The sequence below is a fragment of the Mesoterricola silvestris genome (assembly GCF_030295405.1).
Taxonomy (GTDB): Bacteria; Acidobacteriota; Holophagae; order Holophagales; family Holophagaceae; genus Mesoterricola; species Mesoterricola silvestris.
Map to the genome: position 1 here is coordinate 1,766,015 of NZ_AP027080.1, position 21,136 is coordinate 1,787,150.

Consider the following 21,136-nt stretch of genomic DNA (forward strand, 5'->3'; position numbering starts at 1 on the left):
GATGTTCGACCGGGATCCCGACCTCGCGCAGGAGGTGTTCTCGCCATGGACCGGAAACCTGAATCCATTACCCATCTGCATCTCCTGGCCATCATCCTCACGGAGCTGGGGCGGTTCGAAGGGGCGCCCGTGATCCGCATCCTGGATCTGGGGTGCGGGAACGGCCACCTCATGGCCTACCTGCAGGACCTGCTCCCCGCGCGGTTCCCGGGGCGGACCTTCGAGGTGTGGGGCCACGACGTGGAGGAGTACGAAGGCCATGCCCGCGACATGCTGGACACCACCCTGGCCTACCTGCGCGGCGAGCACCCGGGGGTGCCCTGGGAGCGCTTCGCGCGCATCATTTCCGCGGCGGACCGGTGGCCCTACCCGGACGATTTCTTTCACGTGATCCTCACCAACCAGGTGATGGAGCACGTGGAGGACCCGGACCTGGTGTTCCGAGAGATCAGCCGGGTGCTTTGCGAAGGCGGCTTCTCGGCCCACCTGTTCCCCTTCTCCTGCGCCATCCAGGAGGGCCACCTGCGCCTGCCGTGGGTGCACCGGATCCGCAACCACGAATACCGGGCGGCCTATATCCGGTTCATGAGCCGCCTGGGCTTCGGCCTGTACCGCCAGCGCCGGTCCCGGTACACCCTCGATGCGTTCACGGAGACCTATTCGGATTTCATCCGGCTCTGCACCCACTACATGCCGAAGAAGATGGCGTTCAGCCTTGCCGACCGGCATCACCTGCGCATCTCCTTCCCGTACACCCAGGACTACTACACCCAGAAACTGCGCTCCCTGTTGGGCCTGGCCCCCCGGTACCGCTACCGCCTGGAACGCAGGGTCTTCCGGGACTGGCTGGCCTTCGGGACGCTCAAATTCGTGAATTGCATAACCATGTTCCTGGAAAAGCGGGACGCCTACTCCCTGCCGGATCCGGGCAAGGCGGGCGGATAGTCAGCGTTTCTCCTCGCCTCCGGCCAGCAGGGCCGGGTCCCAGGGGGAGTCGCCCAGGGTCACCGCGTCCGGGCCCAGGGAAAGGACCCGCTGGTACCGTTCCTTGACCTCCGGCCGCGTCTCGTCGCGGAAGCCCGGGAGGACCCCCGTGGAGGCGTCGAACAGCACGAAGCCCAGGGGCGGGTTGCGGCGGTCGCGGTCCATGAACCGGACCTTGACCCAATGCGCCCCGCCGGAGAGGGGGAGGTAGCGCCGGGCGCCCGGGGGCATGTCGTAGCAGTCGCCGGGCAGCACCACCTCCAACAGCTCCTCCACGGGAAGGTAGCGGCCGGCCTCCTCCCGGAAGACCCCGGGCGTCGTCCACCGGTCCGGGCCTTCCACCGAAAGGATCCAGGGGCCGTCGGACGCATTGTGGAGGGTCAGGACCCGGCCCGGGAAGGGGGGGGCGCCCGGAAGGTCCACCCGCCGCCGGGGGCCGGGGGGCTCCTCCGGGACGGCGGCCGGCTTGCGCTTCCGGGGCTGGGGGGAGGGCTGGGCCGCCCCGGCCTCCCGGCGGGTGTCCCGGGGCGAGGGGGGGTCGCCCGCCTCCGGCAGGGGCGGCGGAGCCGCCCAGGTGCCGGCCTTGATGCGGAGGATCGTCCCGTGGACGCCGGCCACCTCCATGGCCTCCGCCTCGCCGCTGTAATGGATGGGCCCCTCGAAACGGAAGCGCCAGAGGCTTTCCCGCGTGTTGTTCCGGCAATCCGTGAGGGTGAGGGTGCGGACGGAGCCCCGCTCCACCGGCAGGTAGCACCTGCGGCCCGGGGGGAGGCGCAGGGTCAGGGGGTCCGGGGTGGCCGGGGTGAGTCCCACATAAACCCCGGCGCGCATCCGGGAGGCCCGCCAGAAGCCCAGGTTCCTGCCTTCGGGGCCTTCCAGGGGGCTGGTGAGCAGCCAGGGCAGGCTTGAGGCGTTGTGGATGGCGAAAACCCGTGCGCCTCTCAGGCGGGAGGTGGCAGGCCGGGCGGCGGCCGCGGGGCCCTCCGGGGCCGCCGCCGCCGGCTCGGCCCAGTCGCTCCGCTTGATGGTGACGGCCCTGCCGTTGCAGACCACGGGCATGGCGAAGCCCGGGGGGGGCGCCTTGTCCAGGCTGAGGCTCAGGGTCAGCACGCCCTGCTCGCAGGTGAACACCATCTTCGCCCCATAGGGGTTCAGGCGGTCCCTGCCGGTTAGGGGCACCGACGTGCGGCCCGAGCGCTCCTGGCTGCAGGAGAACCTGCAGGTGGTCCCGGCGTACAGCGGGAACCGGCCGGCGGTGAGGGGCCGGAAGCCCCGGCCGTCGCCCCGGTCCACCTGGAGGTCGAGGTCGGGCGTCTGGTGGTTGACCCGGAGAAACCAGGCGACCTTCCCTTCATGGACGATGCGCACCGGGACGCGGACCGGCGTCTGGGCCCCCGCGGGGGACAAGGCCATGCAGAGGCCGGCCATCCAGCCCAGGACGCACCCCCCGCGGGCCCACCCGCCGGATCCACCCCCCCTGTTTCCCGGCCTGGCCATGAAACGACACCCCATGGGGGTTAGTATAAACATATAATATGTAGCCACAAGCGCCCGGCAGCATCATCAAGCATCCAAATGTTTACGTTAAGGCGAGCGAATGCTTGCCCGTCAAAACATTATTCATTAATATTATTTAGGTCCCGGAGGGCAGGTCGCATGGTGTTCATTGGCTCGGTTCGGGGGTTCGGCCATCCCAGGGTTCTGGGCCTGTGGATCCTCGCCGCCTCCGGTGTCCTCGGCCTTCCCGGCGCCGCCGAGGTGCCCACGGAACAGGCCTATGACCTCTACCTGCACACCCATCCCGAACACCTCCGGCTCTCGCCCTTGTGGGGGATGGCCGCCCTCCGATCCGGCGTCCTGGCCAATTTCCGGTTCTTCGGCCGGTACACCTCCGTGCCCGACCCGCGGTTCCCGCCCTTTCCCCGGGCCAGCCCCTACGACTGCCCCCAGGATGCCCTATCGGGCGTCGTGCAGCGGCTCTTCCCCTCCCCGGACGGGATCAACCTCGTGCACAACGAGCGGGACCTGGACCCCATCGGCGAGATCGCCCGGGAGGAAAAGGCGGGCCGGGGCCTGGGCCTCCGGAAGATCCTGGCCCTGCTGGATGCCACGGCCCATTACCGGGAGCTCCTGCGCGCCGCGGGCGGGCCGCGTCCCCCCCACGACCCCGCCGGCCTGGACTACCGGGAGGCGGTGTACCGCATCCTCGACTGGGACGGGGCGGCGAAGGAGGCCCACCGGGGCCGGCAGCTCAGGGCCTACGACGAGCTGCGCCGCGCCTTCGCGCACCTGGCCCAGCGGGCCGTCCTGGAGGAGTCCGGCGACACCGCCGGCCACTACCCGCCCGATATCCTGGAGATGGCCCTGCTGGCCTACGCGTGGAGGACGGCGGATTCCGCGGATGGGCTGTACCGGGCCCTGGGGGATTCGGAACACGGCCTGGGCCTGCTCCGGCAGCCGGCACCCGGATCGCCGCGCATCGTCTTCAACGAGGCCTATTACCATGCCCAGCTTCCGGAGTTCCTGGCCCGGGCGTCCGGGGCCGGCGGCGGGGTCCCGCCCGGGGAGGCCGTCGCCTTCCTCCTGGGTTCCCGGACCTTCGAAACCCCGGTCCCGGACCTGCTTCCCTACGCGACGGCCCTGTGCGGCCCGCGGCCCTACCCGGATTGCGGCGAAACCTCCCTGCGGAACTTCCTCCTCATCGTGCTCCGGCGGGGGGAGGTCCTGGCCCCGGCCAACCTCGCGGCCGTGCGCGCGAACCTGCGCAGGGACCCCCGGGACGGCGTCCGGGAGGCCAAGGAGGTCCAGGACGGGCTGGATCGTTTCCTGCAAAACCACGGGGAGCTGGCCCGGCAGGGGACCACCGCCGCCCGCAATGCCTGGAGCGACCTCCTCGTGGGACTCAACGGCAAGGACGACCCCATCCCGGTCACCTACGTGGAGCCCGGGGGGTTCAACCTCAAGGGGACCGGGGTGACCAACATGCTGAACCTCATCGGGCACCTGTTCCCCGATGGGGGGCTCACCGCCCGGTGGCCGGAGGGCCACCGGGACCGGTGCGAGGAGATCGGCCGGAGGCTCGATCGCCTTTGCGAACTCTTTTCCCGGCCCGGGTTCTTCCTGGACTGGACGGTGGGCTCCGGCCGGGTCCTGCGCTCCGAATTCCCGACCATCACCTTCTCCATCAATGACAGCCCCCAGTTCCAGTGGTCCTTCCCGCAGCGGCACTTCACCCTGGAAGCCCTCCCGCGCCCCCGGGGATCCTGGCCGGACAAGGTGGCGCCGGGGACGGCGAACTTCTACGGGGATGCCCTCCGGTTCCGGCTGGGGGCCCACCAACCGGCAGGCACCCCCGGCCCGCCCCCGCCCCACACCCTTTTCGCGCTGGACCTTCGCTCGCCAGCGGTGGCCAAGGAGGCCGTGATCCGGCTGCTCCAGAGCAAGGACCCCGCCCAGGTGCCCACCGCCATGGCCCTTTTCCACCGGTCCATCCCCATGGACTACTACGTGCTGTCGGACATCGCCCGGGCGGTCTACCCCAAGGCCCTCATCGGCGACCGGCGCGGGTTCCAGGTTCCTCCCCTGATGGAAAGGCCCCAGGACGTGAAGGACCGGCTGCTGCTCGAGGCCATGGAGCGGTTCAACCCGGAGCTTTCCTGTTTCATGATCGACCAGGGGGCCGACGTGAACCTCCGGGACCCCGCGTCCGGCTACCGGATGGTGCAGCTGGCGGCGGGCGCCGCCCGGAACCCGCTTCCCATGTGGGATTTCGACTTCAAGGTCCTGACGAAACTCATCGCCCGCGGGGTGGACCTGGAGGCGAAGGACGGCCCCCAGGGGAGGACCGCCCTGGGCCATGCCGTCCAGGGCCGCGTGGAGGGGGTCGGCATCCTCCTCAGGGCCGGCGCGGATCCCCTGGCCCGGGACGGTTCCGGGAAAACCCCCCGGGAGGGGCTGTCCCCCGCCTCGCCCACGTACCCCCTCGTCCAGAAGCTCCTCCGGGGAGCCGAGGAGGCCGCCCTGGCCCGGGCCGGGGCGCATCCGGAAGCCAAATAGCAGGGCGTTCCTCCCTTCCAAGGTGCTGGCCGGTGAGCCTAGTTCGCCGGCGATGGACCCGGTTCCTTGGACTCCTTGGGTTCCTTGGGCTCCTTGTATTCGGTGAGGAGGGTCGTTTCCCAGGCGGTTCCCCGGAAGGTCACCGTCCTGGCATCCAGGGAGAGGGCCCGCAGGTAGGCGGCCTGGAAACCGGGCCTCGGCTCCCCGGCGAACGCGGGCCGGATGCCGAAAGCAGCGTCCAGGACCACGTAGCCCAGGTCCGGGGTATGCCGCTTCTGATCGTAGATGTGCACCACGATGGGGGCGGTCCCGGCGGGGACGGGGATGAACTGGCTGGCACCGGGATGAAGCAGGTAGAAATCCCCAGGCTTCATGATTTCCAGGAACTTTTGCTTGGGCCGGATCTGGCCGTCCACCCGGTGGTACACCGGAACCGTCACCCTCGGGTTCGGCCCTTCCACCGATATGATCCAGTTGGATGTGGACTGGTTGCGGAAGACGAAAACCCCGGCGGGGATGGGCTCGCCTTCGGGGGCCGCGCCGGGCCGGGGCCCTCCGTCCGCGGGGGCCGCGCCGGCTGGATCGGCGCCCGAGCGCCGTTGGGGACCGGGCTGGTCGGGCGGGGCATCGGCCGCCTTGCGTTTCCGGGAGGGATCCGGGGCCGCGGGGGGCGCCGCCCCGGCGGGGACCGGGGCCGGCTCCGCATTGGCGGCTGGCTGGGTTGGCATCCGGGCCACCCCGGGGAGGAGCCAGGTCGGGGTCCGGATCCGGAGGTTATCCCCGACCAGGTCCGCGACCACCCTCGCCCTCGCCCTGTCCGCGGGATTGCCGAAGAACCCCAGGGGCGCCTCGAAGCGGAGGTTCCATAGGATCGAAGAAACGGCCGACCGTGAATCCACCAGCCGCATGATCCGGGGTTCCCCCGGCCGGACCGGCAGATAGCAGATCTGGCCCGGCAAGAGCCGCATGGGCCGTCCGTCCGGTTCGGGGGAGGCGAGCCGGAAATAGACGCCCTTTTGCGCCTGGGAGGCCCTCCAATACCCCAGGCCCTGGGTGCCCCGCTTCGCCTGGACGCTGGCGATCATCCAGGGAAGGTTCGATCCGTTTTGGACGCTGTAGATCCGTGTGCCCTCCAACCGGGAAGCAATGAGCTCGACGGTCCCTCCGGGACCCGGGGCCGCCGGAGGCTCGGCCGTGGCTGGGCCCGGGGCCGCCGGAACCTCGGCCGTGGCTGGGCCCGGGGCCGCCGGAACCTCGGCCGTGGCTGGGCCCGGGGCCGGATCCGCGGGGGCCTGCACGGCCTCATCCCGCGAAGCAGGCCGGGCCGCACCCGCCGGTTCCGCCCCAGGCGCCTCCCCCCGAGCCTGTTCGGCTGCCTGTAGCAGGGCCACCAGCGCGGAGGGGGCCGGGCTCGCCGGCGCTGGGGCCGGAACCCCCCATTCCTTCAGCCGGATGGTCAGGGTGGTGCCATCGCAGGTCGCGGCCGCCTGGGCATGCGGGGGAGCCGCGCCGTCGTAGGCGAGCCCCAGGGTCAGGACACCCCTGACGCACACGAACGCCGCCTTGGCGCCCAGGGGATTGCGGTTCTGGAAGGCCGCCAGGGGCACTTCGGCGCGGCCCGTGCGTTCACGGCTGCAGGAGAAATCATAGGTCCGGCCGGAAAGCAGCGTGAAGCGGCCGCTCCCCAGGGGGCGGAAGCCCGCGCCGTCGTGCCGGTCCACCTGGAGATCCAGGTCCAGCGGCCGGGTTCTCACCACCAGGTACCAGGCCCTTGGCCCGTGGTTGACGATCCTCACCGGCCTTTCCACCGGCGTCTGGGCCCACCCCGGGGCGGCCAGGGCGAGGAGGCCGAACCCCCAGCGGATGGCCAGGGCCCGGAGGCCGCGCCTTCCCGGTTTTCCTGCCTTGAAACCAGCGTGCGACATCGATGGATACCTCCTCGGATGAATTATAATTTATTAATAGAGAACAGGCAAGTGCTCCCGGGTCCGGGGCGTGGGTCGGGTGGGCTTTTGCCGGGACCCCCCCGCGTAGTACCCTGGATGCGACGGGTCGTGCGGACGTTCACGCCCTTTCGTGAAACGTCGTTCGGCAAGGGCCCTTGCTGGCCCCGCCCCCGAGAACCCTGCCGTGTCCAAACTCAAAATCGACAAGATCAATGAAGCGATCCTCGGCATTCTGCAGACCCGGGCGAGGATCACGAACCAGGAGTTGGCCGATGCGATCGGGTTGTCGCCCAGCGCGGTGCTCCTGCGCGTCCGGAAGCTGGAAGCGGCGGGGGTGATCAGCCGCTACGTGGCGGACATCAATATCCAGAAACTGGCCGACGCCGCCGAGTACTACGTCGAGATCACCCTGACCACCCAGGGCCTGGAGGAAAGGGCCCGGTTCGAAAAGGCGATGCTGGCCAATCCCTTCGTCATCCGCTGCAACCAGGTGGCCGGGCCCATCGACTACCTTCTGCAGGTGATGACCCTCAACACCCATCATTTTGAACGCCTGGCGGACTGGCTCCTTTCGGGGGACCTGCCGGTTCAGCGCATAACGTCCATTCCGATCATGCGCAAGGTGAAGCCCTACGCCGGGTTCCCCATACCGGCCTTCTTCGCGGGGGAATCGCCCCAGGAATAGATTCTGCGCCGGGGAGGGCGTCCCGCCGCAGATCCTTCTTGGAAAGGAACCGGATTCCCAATCAAAATTACCAGCAGCCTTGGATAATGGGTTCATCCAAGCATCTCCAGTCCCGGTGGTCCCTTTCCGAAGGACCCTCCGGGTGGTTCCACCCGGGGCAGCCGCCATAGGCCGCCCCCCGGGGCCGTCCGCCTCATTCCAAGGAGCTCGCCATGCAGTGGTACAAGAACCTGAAACTGGCCTCGCAGCTGATCCTGGCCTTCACCCTGGTGGCGGTCATCGCGGGCGCCATCGGGGCCATCGGCATCGTCAATCTGGGCAAGCTGGCCGCAGGCGAGAAGGCCATGTACGAGACCGCCACGGCGCCCATGAGGAACCTCGACACCATCAACGGCAGTTTCCAGCTGGTGCGCAACAGCCTTTCCAAGCTCGTGGCGGCTCCGGAAAAGGAGCAGGTGGCGGCGGTGCTGGAGAACAAGGAGAAGTACTGGAAGCGCATGGACGAGGCCCTCACCGCCTACGGGCCCCAGGCCGACACCCCGGAGAAGAAGGCGAACCTGGCCCGCATGAAGGAACTGCTCACCCTCTACGACCGCCACGTGGCCGGCCCGATGGTCAAGGCGAGGACCGACGGGAAGATGGCCGAGGGCATCGCCCTGTCCTTCAACCCCGAGATCAGCAAGATCACCAACGAGATCAACGACCTCATCGAGCACATGATCAAGGGCAACATGGACCAGGCCCTGGCCATTTCCGAGGCCAACGGCAAGGCGGCGGACTCCGCCACGGTGGGCATGGGCCTGGCCGTGGGCGTGGGGATCCTCCTGGCGGTGGGCCTCGGACTTCTGGTGACCCGCATCATCAAGGGCCAGCTGGGCGGCGAACCGGCCTACGCGGCCAGCATCGTGGCCAAGGTGGCCGAAGGGGATCTGGGCCTGGAGGTGGTCACGGTCCCCGGGGATTCCACCAGCATGATGGCCTCCATCAAGCACATGGTCGGAAAGCTGTCGGAGGTGGTCGGGCAGGTGCAGGAATCCGCGGGGATGCTGGTGGGGGCGTCGGAGCAGCTGAGTTCCACCGCCCAGTCCCTGAGCCAGGGCGCCAGTGAACAGGCGGCAAGCGTCCAGGAAACCAGCGCCTCCATGGAGGAGATGAGCGCCTCCATCGCCCAGAACAACGAGAACGCCAAGGTGACCGGGGACCTGGCCACCCGCACGGCGAAGGAGACCGTGGAAGGCGGGGCCGCCGTGAAGGAGACCGTGGGCGCCATGAAGCAGATCGCCCAGAAGATCGCCATCATCGACGACATCGCCTACCAGACCAACCTGCTGGCCCTGAACGCGGCCATCGAGGCGGGCCGGGCCGGGGAGCACGGCCGGGGCTTCGCGGTGGTGGCGGCGGAAGTGCGCAAGCTGGCCGAGCGCAGCCAGGTGGCCGCCGAGGAGATCAGCGGCCTCGCCACGGGCAGCGTGGATCTGGCGGACCGGGCCGGAAAGCTGCTGGACACCATCGTGCCTTCCATCCAGAAGACCTCCGATCTGGTGCAGGAAATCGCCGCGGCGTCCATGGAACAGAATTCCGGGGTGGGCCAGATCAACAGCGCCGTGGCGCAGATCAGCCAGGCGGTGGCCCACAGCGCCGCGGCCTCCGAGGAGCTGGCCTCCACCTCCGAGGAAGTGAACGCCCAGGCCTCGGAACTGCAGACGATCATGACCTACTTCCAGCTCAAGGCCACCCGGAAGACGGAGCGGGCCCGCACCCCGGCCCGCGCCGCGGCCCAGGCCCGGCCCCGGGCCGCCCGGGGCCCCGAGGAAGCGGAATTCACGCGGTTCTAGTCCCGTTCATCGAAAAGGAGCGACAGCGCCATGGCTGGACTGATGGAAATGAACACCCGGGGGGGCCTGGCGAGCCCGGCTCCCCGATCGGCGCCCCAGCAGTACCTGACCTTCGTCCTGGGGGGCGAGACCTATGCGATGGGCATCCGGTCCATCAAGGAAGTGATCCAGTACGGGGCCCTCACCCAGGTGCCCCTGATGCCCGGCGCCATCCGGGGCGTCATCAACCTGCGCGGGGCGGTGGTCCCCGTCATCGACCTGGCGGTGCGGTTCGGCCAGGTGCCCATGGAGATATCCCGGCGATCCTGCATCGTCATCCTGGAGGTGGACCGGGAGGACGGGCCCGCCGTGCTGGGGGTCATCGTGGACCAGGTGAAGGCGGTGCGGGAGATCCCCGCCGAGGACATCGAGCCGGCGCCCGCCTTCGGCAGTGCCCTGCGCTCGGAATTCCTGGGGGGCATCGGCAAGGTGGGGGACGATTTCGTCATCGTGCTGGACGTGGACTATGTGCTGTCCATGGAGGAACGGGAGGCCATGGCCCCCCTCCCGGATCAGACGTAGGGGTCCTTTTCCGCCTCCGCCAGGATCCACTGGGTGAAGGCCTGGAGCTTGGCGCCCATGGGCGCGTCCCGGGAGCGGTTGAGGTAGTAGGCGCAGCCCGGGTCGATGCACAGGTCGAAGGGCTGCACCAGGCGCCCCGCAGCCACGTCCCCCTGGATGAGTTCCATGAAGAAGAGCCCGAACCCGTGGCCGTCCAGCACCACCCGGCGCAGGGCGTGGGAATCGTCGATGCGCACGCCCTGGAGCCGGGCCGCCGTTTCCGCGCCGGCGGCCCGGAACCACTGGTGCCAGTGGGCCGCGTCGAATTCGTAGAAGAGGGGATGGCCCAGCAGATCCGCCGGCTTGAGGTCCGGGCCGTGGCGGCGCAGGTACTCGGGGGTGCAGATGGGGGTGAGCCGGCTGGTCATGAGGAGGGTGGACTGGATGCCGGGCCACTTGCCGTGGCCCCAGGCGATGGCGGCGTCCACCCGGTCCCGGAGCAGGTCCACGGTCTGGTAGGTGTGGTGCAGCTGCAGATCCAGGCCGGGGTGCCGCTTCCACAGGTGGCCCAGGCGCGGGGTGAGCCAGCGCAGGGAGAAGTAGGGGGGGACGCTCACCCGGAGCGCCTCCTCCCGGGAGCGCCTCAGGTCCCGGAGGGCCGTGGCCAGGGCCTCCAGGGCCCGCCCCCCCTCCGCCAGCAGCTGGGCGCCTTCGGCCGTCAACTCGATGCGGCGGTGGAGGCGGCGCACCAGCTGGACCCCCAGGTGCTCCTCCAGGTGCCGCACGTGGTGGCTGAGGGCGGCCTGGGTGACGAACAGCTCCTCTGCCGCCCGCTTGAAGCTGCCCAGGCGCCCCACCGCTTCGAAGGCCCGGACCTGGGTGATGGTGGTGGGGGTGAGTTCCATGAATCCACCTTACGCTTTAGTTTCAGTAATTTGAATTTCAAAAAATTCAATTGAATGGATCATTCCGGGAGACCCAAAGTTAAGCCACCTGCCTTGGAGGGCCCCCATGGATCTCAAGACCACGCTCATCGACCTCATGCCCGCCCCGCTGGTGCGCACCTTCGCGTCCCCCTACATCGCGGGCAAGGGCGTGGCCGCCGGGGTGGCCAAGGCCGAGGAGCTCAAGGGCCTCCACGGGGTGCATTCCACGCTGGATCTCCTGGGGGAGGAAGTGTTCCGGCGGGAGGACGTGGAAGCCACGGTCCAGGTGTACTTCCGCATGATCGAGGCGCTGGCCGGCCGCACCTTCTCCACCATCAGCCTCAAGCCCACCCAGCTGGGCATCAACGAGAGCGTGGCCTACTGCCAGGAGAACCTCAAGCGCATCGCCGCCGCCGCCGCCCCCCACGGCCTGCGCATCACCCTGGACATGGAGGACCGGCACTTCACGGACCGCACCCTGGAAATGTTCCGGGCCGTGCGGGACGAATTCGACAACTTCGGAACGGTGCTCCAGAGCCGCCTCTTCCGCACCTCCGAGGATATCCGGACCCTGCACGCCAAGCCCTGCCGGGTGCGCATCTGCATCGGCATCTACCGGGAGCCCGCCTCGGTGGCCCTCCAGGACAAGCCGGCCATGAAGGAGAAGCTCTTCGAGCACGTCCAGCTCCTCCTGGACAACGGCCACACCCCGGAGATCGCCACCCACGACGAGGCCCTGGTGCGGCGCTGCATGGAGTACCTGGACAAGCGGGGCGTGCCCCGGGACGCCTATGAATTCCAGATGCTGCTGGGCGTGCCCCGCACCGAGCTCCAGAAGGAGATCATCGGCCGGGGCCAGGTGGTGCGGCTGTACGTTCCCTTTGCCGAGGAATGGAAGTACGCCGTGCGCTACCTGAAGCGCCGCCTGGCCGCCAACCCCGCCATGGCGGTCATGGTGGCCAAGAACCTCTTCGGCCGCTAAGCAAGGTACCGACCCACTCAAGCTGTTGTTACCGATGGCCATGGATCGCCACTCCATGGAAACCGCTGTCCGGCTCCTCAGCCGGGAACGGGCTGAGTTCTGCGGCTGATCCCCTGCATCCTGTTCATCCCTTCCATCCCTGTTCCAGCAGGGCCAGGGCCGGGGTGGGTCGGCGCATGCGGATCCACTGTGCGCCGCCCCATCTCATCCCCGGCCCTGCGGGAACAGGGATGGAAGGGATGAACAGGATGGAGGGGATGGACATGGGCATGGGGTAGGACAAGATGGGGGTATCGTGGAACGTCGGGCCAGGGGCGCCGATCCCCAGGTTCAGGTAAACCCCGGCTCGGTCCCCGGGGTCGAATCGGCAAACCTTCACGTTTCTGGAGATCCCATGCAACGAAATGGCCTCATGGCCCACCTGGTGGCCGGCTCCCTGCTCCTGGCGGGGCCCCTCGGAGCCGCCGAACCTTCCAAGGCCGCCGCGGCGGACCACCGGCCGGTGTACGGCGCCTTCGGCTTCGACACCGCCGGCATGGACCGCACCGTGGCCCCCGGCGACGATTTCGGGCGGTTCGCCAGCGGGACCTACCTCCGGAACCTGGCCATCCCCGCCGACCGGGCGGATTCGGGGATGTTCGCCCTGCTGCGGGACCTCAGCCAGAAGCAGACCCGGGACATCGTGGAGGCCCAGGCCCGGGTGAAGGGCGCGCCGGGCTCCGAGGCCCAGAAGGTGGGGGATTTCTACGCGAGCTTCATGGACGAGGCGGCCATCGAAGCCAAGGGGCTCGCGCCCCTGAAGCCCACCCTGGACGCCATCCAGGCCATCGGGGACCGCGCCCAGCTGGCCGCGTACTTCGGGAAGGCCACCCGCCAGGGCATGCGCATGCCCCTGGGCCTGCGCATCGGCCAGGACATGAAGAACCCCGACATCATGTCGGTGAGCGTGGGGCAGGGGGGCCTGGGGCTGCCGGACCGCGAGTACTACCTGGATGCCAAGAACCCCAAGTTCGAGGCCATCCGCGCCAAGTACCTCGTCCACATCGCCACCATGCTGCGCCTGGCGGGCTTCGATAACCCGGACGCCCGGGCCAAGGGGATCCTCGACCTGGAGACGAAGATCGCCGCCACCCACTGGACCCGGGTCCAGCAGCGGCAGCGGGACAAGGTCTACAATCCTTCGCCTGCGGTGGACCTGGAGAAGGCCTACCCCGGCGTGGGCTGGGGCCCCCTCCTGGCGGCCGCGGGCGTCGGCGGCGAGAAGGTCATCATCGTATCCCACCCCAGCGCCGTGGCCGGCGAAGGCCTGCTCATGGCCCGCGAGCCCCTGGACACCTGGAAGGACTACCTGGCCTTCCACGCGGTGAGCGGCGCCGCCTCCTGCCTGCCCAAGGCCTTCGTGGAGGCGTCCTTCGCCTTCCACGGCAAGGTCCTGGCGGGTCAGCTGGAGGACCAGCCCCGCTGGAAGCACGGCGTGGACCTGACCAGCCGGGTCCTGGGGGAGGCGGTGGGCAAGCTCTATGTGGCCAAGCATTTCCCCCCCGAGGCCAAGCGGCAGATGGATGCCCTGGTGAAGAACATCATCCAGGCCATGGACGCGCGCCTGGCCAACCTCACCTGGATGGACCCCGCCACCAAGGCGGAGGCCCGGGCCAAGCTGGCCCGCTTCACCCCCAAGATCGGCTACCCCGCGAAGTGGCGGGACTACTCCGCCCTGGAGATCCGCCGGGGCGACGCCCTGGGCAACCTGCGCCGGGCGGCGGAATTCCAGTACCAGCGCCAGCTGGATAAGATCGGCAAGCCCATCGACCGCTCCGAATGGGGCATGACCCCCATGACGGTCAACGCCTACGCCAATCCGGCCTGGAACGAGATCGTGTTCCCCGCGGCCATCCTCCAGGCCCCCTTCTTCGATGCCAAGGCCGACCCCGCCGTGAACTACGGCGCCATCGGCGTGGTCATCGGCCACGAGATCAGCCACCACTTCGACGACCAGGGCCGCAAGTTCGACAAGGACGGCAAGCTCGCCGACTGGTGGACCCCCGAGGACGTCAAGCGCTTCACCGCCCTCACGGACCAGGTGGTCAAGCAGTACGCCGCCTACGAGCCCCTGCCGGGCACCCACGTGAACGGCGAACTGACCCTGGGGGAGAACCTGGCCGACCTGGCCGGGCTCAACGTGGCCTTCGACGCCTACCACGCCTCCCTGGGGGGCAAGCCCGCCAAGGTGCTGGGCGGCTTCACCGGCGACCAGCGCTTCTTCCTGGGCTTCGCCCAGGTGTGGCGCAGCAAGTACCGGGACCAGGCCCTGCTCAACCAGGTGACCACCGATCCCCACACTCCCGGCTTCCTGCGGCCCAACGTGGCGCGCAACCTGGACGCCTGGTACCGGGCCTTCGACGTGAAGGAGGGCCAGGCCCTCTTCCTGGCCCCCAAGGACCGCATCAAGGTCTGGTAGGCCCTTTCGTTCCGCCGGCGGTCCCCGCAACCCGGGGCCGCCGGCCTTTTTGTGCCTGGGGGGGGTGGGGAAAAGTCGTCATGAAAAAATACTATGAGACTCAATCTCATTACGATAATCTTTACCCATGGGTCGCCAATGTTCCAACATCCTCCCCCCTCCTCCGCCCCTCGGCGCACGGCCCAAGGGGCGGCCCCTGGGGGCCCTCGTCCTGTCCCTGCCCCTCTACGGCTTGATGGGGGGCGCCCTGGCGCTCCTGTCCGTGGGGGCGGGGGAAGCGGCCGTGCGGCCTACCGTCGCCGTGTCCCTGGAGGAGGGCCTGCCCATGGCCGCGCCGCCGCCCCCCTCTCCGGGCGGCGGCGCCCCGGCGGCCCGCAGGGAGGCCGCGCCCCTGATCCCGGCCGCGGAGGAGGTGCCGGTCGCCGCGCCCGCTAGCCTGCCCACGGTCCCGGCGGCGGCCGCCCCGGGACCCGGGGGGGGCGCCGGGCCCGCAGGCGGAGCCCCGGGTGCCGCCCCCGGGCTGCCGGGGGGTGTTGCCGGCGGGCAGGTGGGCGGTGTTCCCGGCGGCCAACCTGACGGCGTCCTCCCCCCGGTCTTCGACGCGGCCTACCTGCAGAACCCGGCCCCCGACTATCCGCCCCTCTCCCGCCGCCTGGGCGAGGAGGGCCGCCTGGTGCTCCGGGTGCGGGTGGGGGTGGACGGCCGGGCCGAGGAACTCGAGATCCGCACCAGCACCGGGCACCCCCGCCTGGATCAGGCGGGCCTCCAGACCGTGCGCCGCTGGCGCTTCGCGCCCGCCCGGCGTGGGGCCGAGCGTGTGACGGCCTGGGTGCTCATTCCCATCACCTTCAACCTGGACGCCTAGGCGTCCCCCACCCCCCCCATCGGGGCGCCCCGGGCGCCCCCAGGAGTCCCATGTCCGCCCGTACCCTGTCCCTCGCCTTCCTGGCGCTGCCCCTGCTGTCCCAGGCCCCCCCGCAGGAGGCCTCCCTCCCCGAAGTGAAGGTGCGCGGCCGCGCCGCCAAGGAGGACCCCAAGGCCCCCGTGGTGGGCTACGTGGCCACCCGCAGCGCCACCGCCACGAAGCTGGACCTGCCCCTGGCGGAGACGCCCCAGGCCATCAGCGTCATCACCGCCGACCAGATCCGGGACCAGGGCGCCCGCACCCTGCAGGAGGTGCTGCGCTACGCGCCGGGGGTCAACGCGGACGTGTACGGCCTGGACAACCGCGGGGACTGGTTCCTGCTGCGGGGCGGGAGCCAGGGGTCGACCCTGCTGGACGGGCTGCGCAGGCCCCTCAGCGGATGGTACGGCATCGTGCGGGACGAGCCCTACGCCTTCGAGCGGGTGGAGGTGCTGCGGGGGCCCGCCTCGGTCATGGCGGGGCAGAACGGCCCCGGGGGCGTGGTGAACCTGGTCTCCAAGCGGCCCCAGGCCCAGGCCCAGAACGAAGTGGAAGTGCAGGGGGGGACCTTCGGCCACCGGCAGGTGGCCGCCGATGTGACGGGTCCGGCGGACGCCAAGGGCGAGTGGCTCTACCGCGTGGTGGCCCTGGGCCGGGACAGCCGCACCCAGGTGGATCACGCCGACGAGGAACGCCAACTGGTGGCGCCTTCCCTCACCTGGCGCCCGGGGACCGCGGGGTCGGTGACGGTGTTCGCGGAGTACCAGCGCGACCGGAGCAAAAATACGGAAGGCTTCTTCCCCCTGGTGGGCACCGTGACCCCCGGGCCCCACGGGTTCATCCCCACCAACACCTTCATCTCCGAACCGGACTGGGACACCTACGGCGGCACGCGCATCCGCGGTGGCTTCGAGGCGGAGTACCGCCTGGGCGCGGCCTGGACCCTGCGCGCCGGGGCCCGTCACGACGAGGTGAACGGCAAGCTGCGGAGCATGTACGCCAACTACTGGGAGGGCTTCCTCCCCGACGGGCGCAGCCTGGACCGCACCTGGTACGCCACCGACAACCACTCCAGCGTCACCAACGCCCAGGTCCTGGTGGAAGGCCGGCTCGCCTGGGGCAACATCCGGCACACGGTGATGGCGGGGGTGGACGGCCTGTGGATGAGGGACAGCCAGGCCTACCTCAGCGGGGCCGCCACGCCGCTGGATGTGTACGCGCCAGCCTACGGCGCCTTCCCCCGCCCGGTCCTGGCCTTCGGCCCGGCCACGGTGACCCGCACCCGGGAAACGGGCCTGGTGGCCCAGGACCAGATGAAGATCGACGGCCGCTTCGTGGTGATGGCCGGGCTGCGCCTGGACCGGAGCCGCGGCGGGGTGGAGGGGGCCCCGGACAAGGCGGATTCGGCGTCCACCCGGAACCTGGGGCTGCTGTACCTGGCCGAGGGCGGATGGTCCCCCTACGCCAGCTACGCCGAATCCTTCGAACCGGTGGCCGGCGCGGACGTGCATGGGGTGGCCTTCCGGCCCAAGCGGGGCCGGCAGGTGGAGGCGGGCCTGAAGTGGGCCCCAGCGGGGCCCTTCACGGCGAGCGCCGCGGCGTACCGGCTCGTGGAGACCAACCGCCTCACCACGGATCCCTCCGATCCCGGCAACCAGGTGCAGAAGGGGGAGGTGACGGTGCGCGGGGCGGAACTGGAGGCCAACGCCAACCTTCCCGCCTGGGACCTGGTGGCCAAGTACACCCTGGCCCTGGCGGAGTTCACCGCCAGCAGCGACCCCGCGGACCCCTCCCTGGGCAAGCGGGTCCCCAACGTGCCGGAGCACGCGGCCTCCCTGTGGGCAGTGCGCAAGTTCCGGGGCGGGCTCCAGGGCTTCCGGGCGGGCCTGGGGGTGCGGTACGTGGGCGTCACCTGGGACGGCACGGACACCCAGAAGACCCCGGCCAACACCCTCTGGGACGGCCTGGCCTCGTACGAGCGCGGCCCCTGGCGCTTCGCGCTCAACGCCACGAACCTCTTCGACCGCACCTACGTGGTGGCCCTGCTGAACCGGGGCGACGCCTGGTTCGGCACCCGGCGCAAGGTGGTGCTCTCCGCCGGCTACCGCTGGTAGGGGGCCGGGGTGCGCGGCTTCCTGAAGCGGTTCCACCGCCTGGCCGGGCTGGCCACGGCGCTCTTCCTCGTCCTGGCCGGGCTCACGGGGGCCGTCATCGCCTGGGACCACGAACTGGACGCGGCCCTCAACCCCCGGTTCTTCCGGGCCCCGGGGGGCGCGGCGCTGCCCGCCCTGGAGCTGGCGGACCGCCTGGAGCGGGGGGATCCGCGCCTGCGCGTCACCTACGCGCCCCTGGCGGTGCCGCCGGGACACACCTGGCTGGCGCGGGTGGAGCCCCGCCTCGACCCCGCCACGGGCCGGCCGTACGCCCTGGGCTTCGACCAGGTGGCCGTGGACCCCGCCACGGGCGCCATCCAGGCCCGCCGGCTCTGGGGGCGGCTTTCCCTGGCCCGGGAGGACCTGCTGCCCTGCCTCTACAAGCTCCACTACAGCCTCCACCTGCCGGGCACCTGGGGCGTGCTGCTCATGGGCTGCGTGGGGCTGCTGTGGACCTTCGATTGTTTCGCGGCCCTGGCCGCGTCCTTCCCGAGCCTTCCGGCCTGGCGGCGCTCCTTCAGGTTCCGCTTCGGGCTGGGGTGGGTGCGCGCGGTTTTCGACCTGCACCGCTCCGGGGGGGTGTGGGCCTGGGGGGCGCTGCTGGTGCTGGCGGCCACCTCCGTGTCCATGAACCTGGGGGACCCGGTGGTGAGGCCCCTGGTGGGGCGGCTTTCCACCCTGGCGCCCTCGCCCTTCGACCCCCGGGAGGCCGGCGGGCCCGCCGTGGACCGGAGGGGCATCCTCGACGCCGCCCGGGCCGAGGCGGCGCGCCGGGGCTGGACCCGGCCCCCGGGGGGGCTGTTCCTGGCCTCGGGCGTCTACGGGGTGGGTTTCTTCGAACCGGGCCGGGACCACGGGGACGGGGGCCTGGGCAATGCCTGGCTCTACTTCAGGGCCCGGGACGGGGCCCCCGCCGGGGCCCAGGTGCCGGGGGAGGGCAGCGCGGGCGACGTGTTCCTCCAGGCCCAGTTCCCCCTGCATTCCGGCCGGATCCTGGGGCTGCCGGGGCGGGTCCTGGTGTCGGCCCTGGGGCTGGCGGTGGCGGCGCTTTCCGCCACGGGCGTGGCGCTGTGGGCCCGGCGGCGCTACTTGGCGTGGTGCTCGAAGACGCCGTTCCAGTCGTCCCCGGGCGGCGCGCCGAGGTAGTGCCGGCAGCGCTCCGCCAGCACCTGGGCGGGGCCGTCCCCGGCCCGGGCGGGCTCCTCCAGGAGGGCCAGGGCGCCGGTCAAGTCCCGGGCCTGGTAGCGGTCGAAGGCCTCGGCGAAGCGCTCGGCCCCGGCGATCTGGTCCGGGGTGGCCTCGGCCCGCAGGGCCACCAGTTCGAGGATGAGGCCGGAGTTCCGCTTGCCCTTCACGCTGACCCGGTCCAGGGGGCGGGTGAGGATGGCGTCCCCGGCGGCGGCGGCGGTGGCCCCGCTGATCAGGATGCGGGTGCCGTAGACCTTGTTCAGACCTTCCAGGCGGCTGGCGAGGTTCACGTTGTCGCCGATGGCGGTGTAGTTCATGCGCGCGTCGTAGCCGATGTTGCCCACGATGGCCTCGCCGGTGTGGAGGCCGATGCGGGTGTGGAAGGCCACGCCCTTCCAGGCCGCGTTCAGCTCGGCGATGCGCGCCTGGGCCCGCAGGGCGCTGGTGCAGGCCCGGAGGGCGTGGTCGGGCAGGGGCTTCGGGGCGTTCCAGAAGCCCATGACGGAATCGCCGATGAACTTGTCCACGGTGCCGCCGTGCTCGATGAGGACGCGGCTGACGGCCTCGAAGTAGGCGCCCAGCTTCGCCACCAGCTCCTCGGGCTCCACCCGTTCCGAGATGCTGGTGAAGTCCTGGATATCCGAGAAGAAGAACGTGAGCTCGCGCTTCTCGCCCTCGATGACGGCCTCCCGGCCCAGGCGGATGAGGTCCAGCACCACGTCCGAGGGGACGTACTTCTTGAAGCTGCGCAGGCCGTTGCGCATGTTGGCGATGGCCCGGTCGATCTGCACCACCTCCAGGATGGAGGTGGGGATCCGGGGCGGGTCGCCCAGGTCCAGGAGCCGGATGCGGTCCACGGCGCCCACCAGGTCCCCCAGGGGCCTGGCGATGGCCCGGGAGATGGCGTAGGCCAGGACGAGGCTCAGCGCCACGAAGGCCAGGGTGATCCCCGCCGTGATGCGGAGGCTGTGCTTGATGGTGCCCAGGATCTCCTCCTCGGGCACCACCACCCCGACGGTGAAGTGGTGGCCCGGCTCGGGCCGGAAGGAGGCCAGCATCCGGCGCCCGGAGGGGTCCCGGAAGGCCAGGAAGTCCCACCCCTTCATCTGGGGCGCCGCCCTGCGGGCCAGGACCGCCTCGCGGATGCCCGCGTCGGCCAGGTCGCCGATCTCCCTGAGGCTGTACTCCATGCGGTCCCCCCGGGGGACCGACTTGATGATGCGGCCCAGGTCGTGCCCGGGGCCCAGGGGCATGGCCACCACGTGGCCGGCGTCGTCGACGATGAAGGCCCGGCCGGTGCGGCCCACCCGCAGGCCCTCCAGGAAGGTCGATAGGCCGGCGACGTTGAGGTCGATGGCGGTGACGCAGAGGAGGCGGCCTTTGGCGTCGTACACGGGATTCACGTTGGAGTAGTTGAGGCCCGCCCGGGAGCCGTAGACCTCCGTCCAGGTGTTTCTGCCGGCGGCCAGGGCGGCCTTGTACCAGGGCCGCTCCCGGGGGTCGTAGCCGGTTTCGAGGTCGGCGCGGGTGTCGGGGAACTCCTTGGCGTAGGCGTGGTTGGCATGGTGCCAGGTGCTGAGGACGTCCCGGGCGGAGCGGTGCACCAGGCGCCGGGAGAGGGTCCCGTCGTCCATGGTGCGGGCCTGGTACTTGTTCCCCGAAGGCAGGCCCACGTCGATGACGGTGAGGGAGGGGTTCGCGGCCAGGGCGTCGGCGAGGAAATCCGTGAAGGCCTCCTCCCGGGCCGGGTCCAGGTTGCCGGAGCGGATGAGGGAGGCCAGCAGGAGGTTCAGGCGCTCGGCCCCGGCCAGGCGCGATTCCAGCTTGTCGCTCACGGAGCGGGTCATGCGCCCCATGGCCTGGCGGGTGGTGAGGTACAGGGCCTCCCGGGTGCCGAAATAGAGGGCCGTGGCCACGGAGGCGGCCGACAGGAGGATCAGGCCGGACACCAGCGTGGAGATGGCGACCTTGAGGGAGTAGCGCCTCATGCCGGGTACGGCTTGCGGGCCGGGGCCTGGTCCGCACCCACCCGGCCGGTTGTGATTTCGGCGGCGGAATAGCTTTCCCGCGGCAGGGGACACCCCGCCATGCGCCGGAGCATGGCCAGCTGCCCCACGTGGGTGAGGGCATCGGCCAAGGGGCCGTGCACCAGGCGCTGCCAGTCGGTGCCCAGGGGGCCCGCGGCCAGGCGTCCGTCCAGGCGCTCCATGGCGGCAAAAAAACGGGCCGATTCCAGGTCCCAGGCCTCCGGGACGGCCTCCTGCCGCAGCTCCTCCCCCAGGACCAGGGCGTGGGTCCGTTCCAGGAGATCGCTGATGTGGGAGAGGATGGCCAGGGGCGTCCGGCCGCCGCCCGGGAAGGTGGCGAAGGCGGGCGGGGCCCCGCGCAGGCATTTGCCGCCCCGGTAGGCCAGGGTGGCGAGCAGGTGGCGGAGGAATTCACGTTCGTCCACGGGCGGCCTCCAGGGAGGCGATCAGGT

General features: G+C 70.5%; 15 protein-coding genes. 10 read left to right on the forward strand and 5 right to left on the reverse strand.

Going from position 1 to position 21,136, the window contains the following annotated elements; all coding sequences use genetic code 11:
* Positions 1-45 precede the first annotated feature (45 nt).
* On the forward strand, positions 46-945 hold the full coding sequence (locus R2J76_RS07410; protein ID WP_316415189.1) for a class I SAM-dependent methyltransferase: 900 nt from the start codon (positions 46-48) through the stop codon (positions 943-945).
* Here R2J76_RS07410 and R2J76_RS07415 read toward each other — a convergent pair whose 3' ends face one another.
* Positions 946-2,397 carry a hypothetical protein gene (locus tag R2J76_RS07415; RefSeq protein WP_316415190.1) on the reverse strand — a complete coding sequence of 484 codons (1,452 nt, stop codon included), beginning with the start codon at positions 2,395-2,397 and terminating at the stop codon, positions 946-948. It lies immediately after the preceding gene.
* Positions 2,398-2,640: 243 nt separating this feature from the next.
* Here R2J76_RS07415 and R2J76_RS07420 point away from each other — a divergent pair, with 243 nt between their 5' ends.
* Positions 2,641-5,040, forward strand: a complete 2,400-nt coding sequence (locus tag R2J76_RS07420) for an ankyrin repeat domain-containing protein (RefSeq protein WP_316415191.1) — start codon at positions 2,641-2,643, stop codon at positions 5,038-5,040.
* A 38-nt stretch (positions 5,041-5,078) separates the two neighbouring features.
* Here the strand turns inward: R2J76_RS07420 and R2J76_RS07425 are convergent, their stop codons facing one another.
* A complete protein-coding gene (locus tag R2J76_RS07425) occupies positions 5,079-6,965 on the reverse strand; it encodes a hypothetical protein (protein ID WP_316415192.1) in 1,887 nt (628 codons plus the stop codon).
* 205 nt (positions 6,966-7,170) lie between these two features.
* On the opposite strand from R2J76_RS07425, the gene R2J76_RS07430 reads away from it, so the two are divergent.
* From R2J76_RS07430 to R2J76_RS07440, 3 genes are all read left to right on the forward strand, one after another.
* Positions 7,171-7,671 carry an Lrp/AsnC family transcriptional regulator gene (locus tag R2J76_RS07430; RefSeq protein ID WP_316415193.1) on the forward strand — a complete coding sequence of 167 codons (501 nt, stop codon included), beginning with the start codon at positions 7,171-7,173 and terminating at the stop codon, positions 7,669-7,671.
* 212 nt (positions 7,672-7,883) lie between these two features.
* Positions 7,884-9,506: a methyl-accepting chemotaxis protein gene (locus tag R2J76_RS07435; RefSeq protein ID WP_316415194.1), complete on the forward strand. Its 1,623-nt coding sequence runs from the start codon at positions 7,884-7,886 to the stop codon at positions 9,504-9,506.
* Between the two features lie 48 nt (positions 9,507-9,554).
* Positions 9,555-10,067 carry a chemotaxis protein CheW gene (locus R2J76_RS07440; protein WP_394366827.1) on the forward strand — a complete coding sequence of 171 codons (513 nt, stop codon included), beginning with the start codon at positions 9,555-9,557 and terminating at the stop codon, positions 10,065-10,067.
* Here R2J76_RS07440 and R2J76_RS07445 read toward each other — a convergent pair.
* Positions 10,058-10,951: a LysR substrate-binding domain-containing protein gene (locus tag R2J76_RS07445; protein ID WP_316415197.1), complete on the reverse strand. Its 894-nt coding sequence runs from the start codon at positions 10,949-10,951 to the stop codon at positions 10,058-10,060. The genes R2J76_RS07440 and R2J76_RS07445 overlap by 10 nt on opposite strands.
* A 106-nt stretch (positions 10,952-11,057) precedes the next feature.
* Here R2J76_RS07445 and R2J76_RS07450 point away from each other — a divergent pair, with 106 nt between their 5' ends.
* The 5 genes from R2J76_RS07450 (at position 11,058) to R2J76_RS07470 (ending at position 18,615) form a co-directional block, all read left to right on the forward strand.
* The gene (locus R2J76_RS07450) at positions 11,058-11,954 is read left to right on the forward strand and encodes a proline dehydrogenase family protein (RefSeq protein WP_316415198.1); all 897 of its coding nucleotides are present in this window, start codon (positions 11,058-11,060) and stop codon (positions 11,952-11,954) included.
* 394 nt (positions 11,955-12,348) lie between these two features.
* Entirely contained in the window at positions 12,349-14,412 is a 2,064-nt protein-coding gene (locus R2J76_RS07455; RefSeq protein WP_316415199.1) for a M13 family metallopeptidase, read from the forward strand.
* Positions 14,413-14,539: 127 nt separating this feature from the next.
* Positions 14,540-15,277, forward strand: a complete 738-nt coding sequence (locus tag R2J76_RS07460) for an energy transducer TonB (RefSeq protein WP_316415200.1) — start codon at positions 14,540-14,542, stop codon at positions 15,275-15,277.
* Positions 15,278-15,327: 50 nt separating this feature from the next.
* Positions 15,328-17,430 carry a TonB-dependent siderophore receptor gene (locus R2J76_RS07465; protein ID WP_316415201.1) on the forward strand — a complete coding sequence of 701 codons (2,103 nt, stop codon included), beginning with the start codon at positions 15,328-15,330 and terminating at the stop codon, positions 17,428-17,430.
* Between the two features lie 9 nt (positions 17,431-17,439).
* A complete protein-coding gene (locus R2J76_RS07470) occupies positions 17,440-18,615 on the forward strand; it encodes a PepSY-associated TM helix domain-containing protein (RefSeq protein ID WP_316415202.1) in 1,176 nt (391 codons plus the stop codon).
* Here the strand turns inward: R2J76_RS07470 and R2J76_RS07475 are convergent.
* Both R2J76_RS07475 and R2J76_RS07480 read right to left on the reverse strand, forming a co-directional pair.
* The gene (locus R2J76_RS07475; protein WP_316415203.1) at positions 18,555-20,645 is read right to left on the reverse strand and encodes an adenylate/guanylate cyclase domain-containing protein; all 2,091 of its coding nucleotides are present in this window, start codon (positions 20,643-20,645) and stop codon (positions 18,555-18,557) included. The two genes, R2J76_RS07470 and R2J76_RS07475, sit on opposite strands and share 61 nt — an antisense overlap.
* Positions 20,642-21,109, reverse strand: coding sequence for a hypothetical protein (locus R2J76_RS07480; protein WP_316415204.1), 468 nt, complete (start codon positions 21,107-21,109; stop codon positions 20,642-20,644). The genes R2J76_RS07475 and R2J76_RS07480 overlap by 4 nt, the downstream gene beginning before the upstream one ends.
* Between the last annotated feature and the right edge of the window lie 27 nt (positions 21,110-21,136).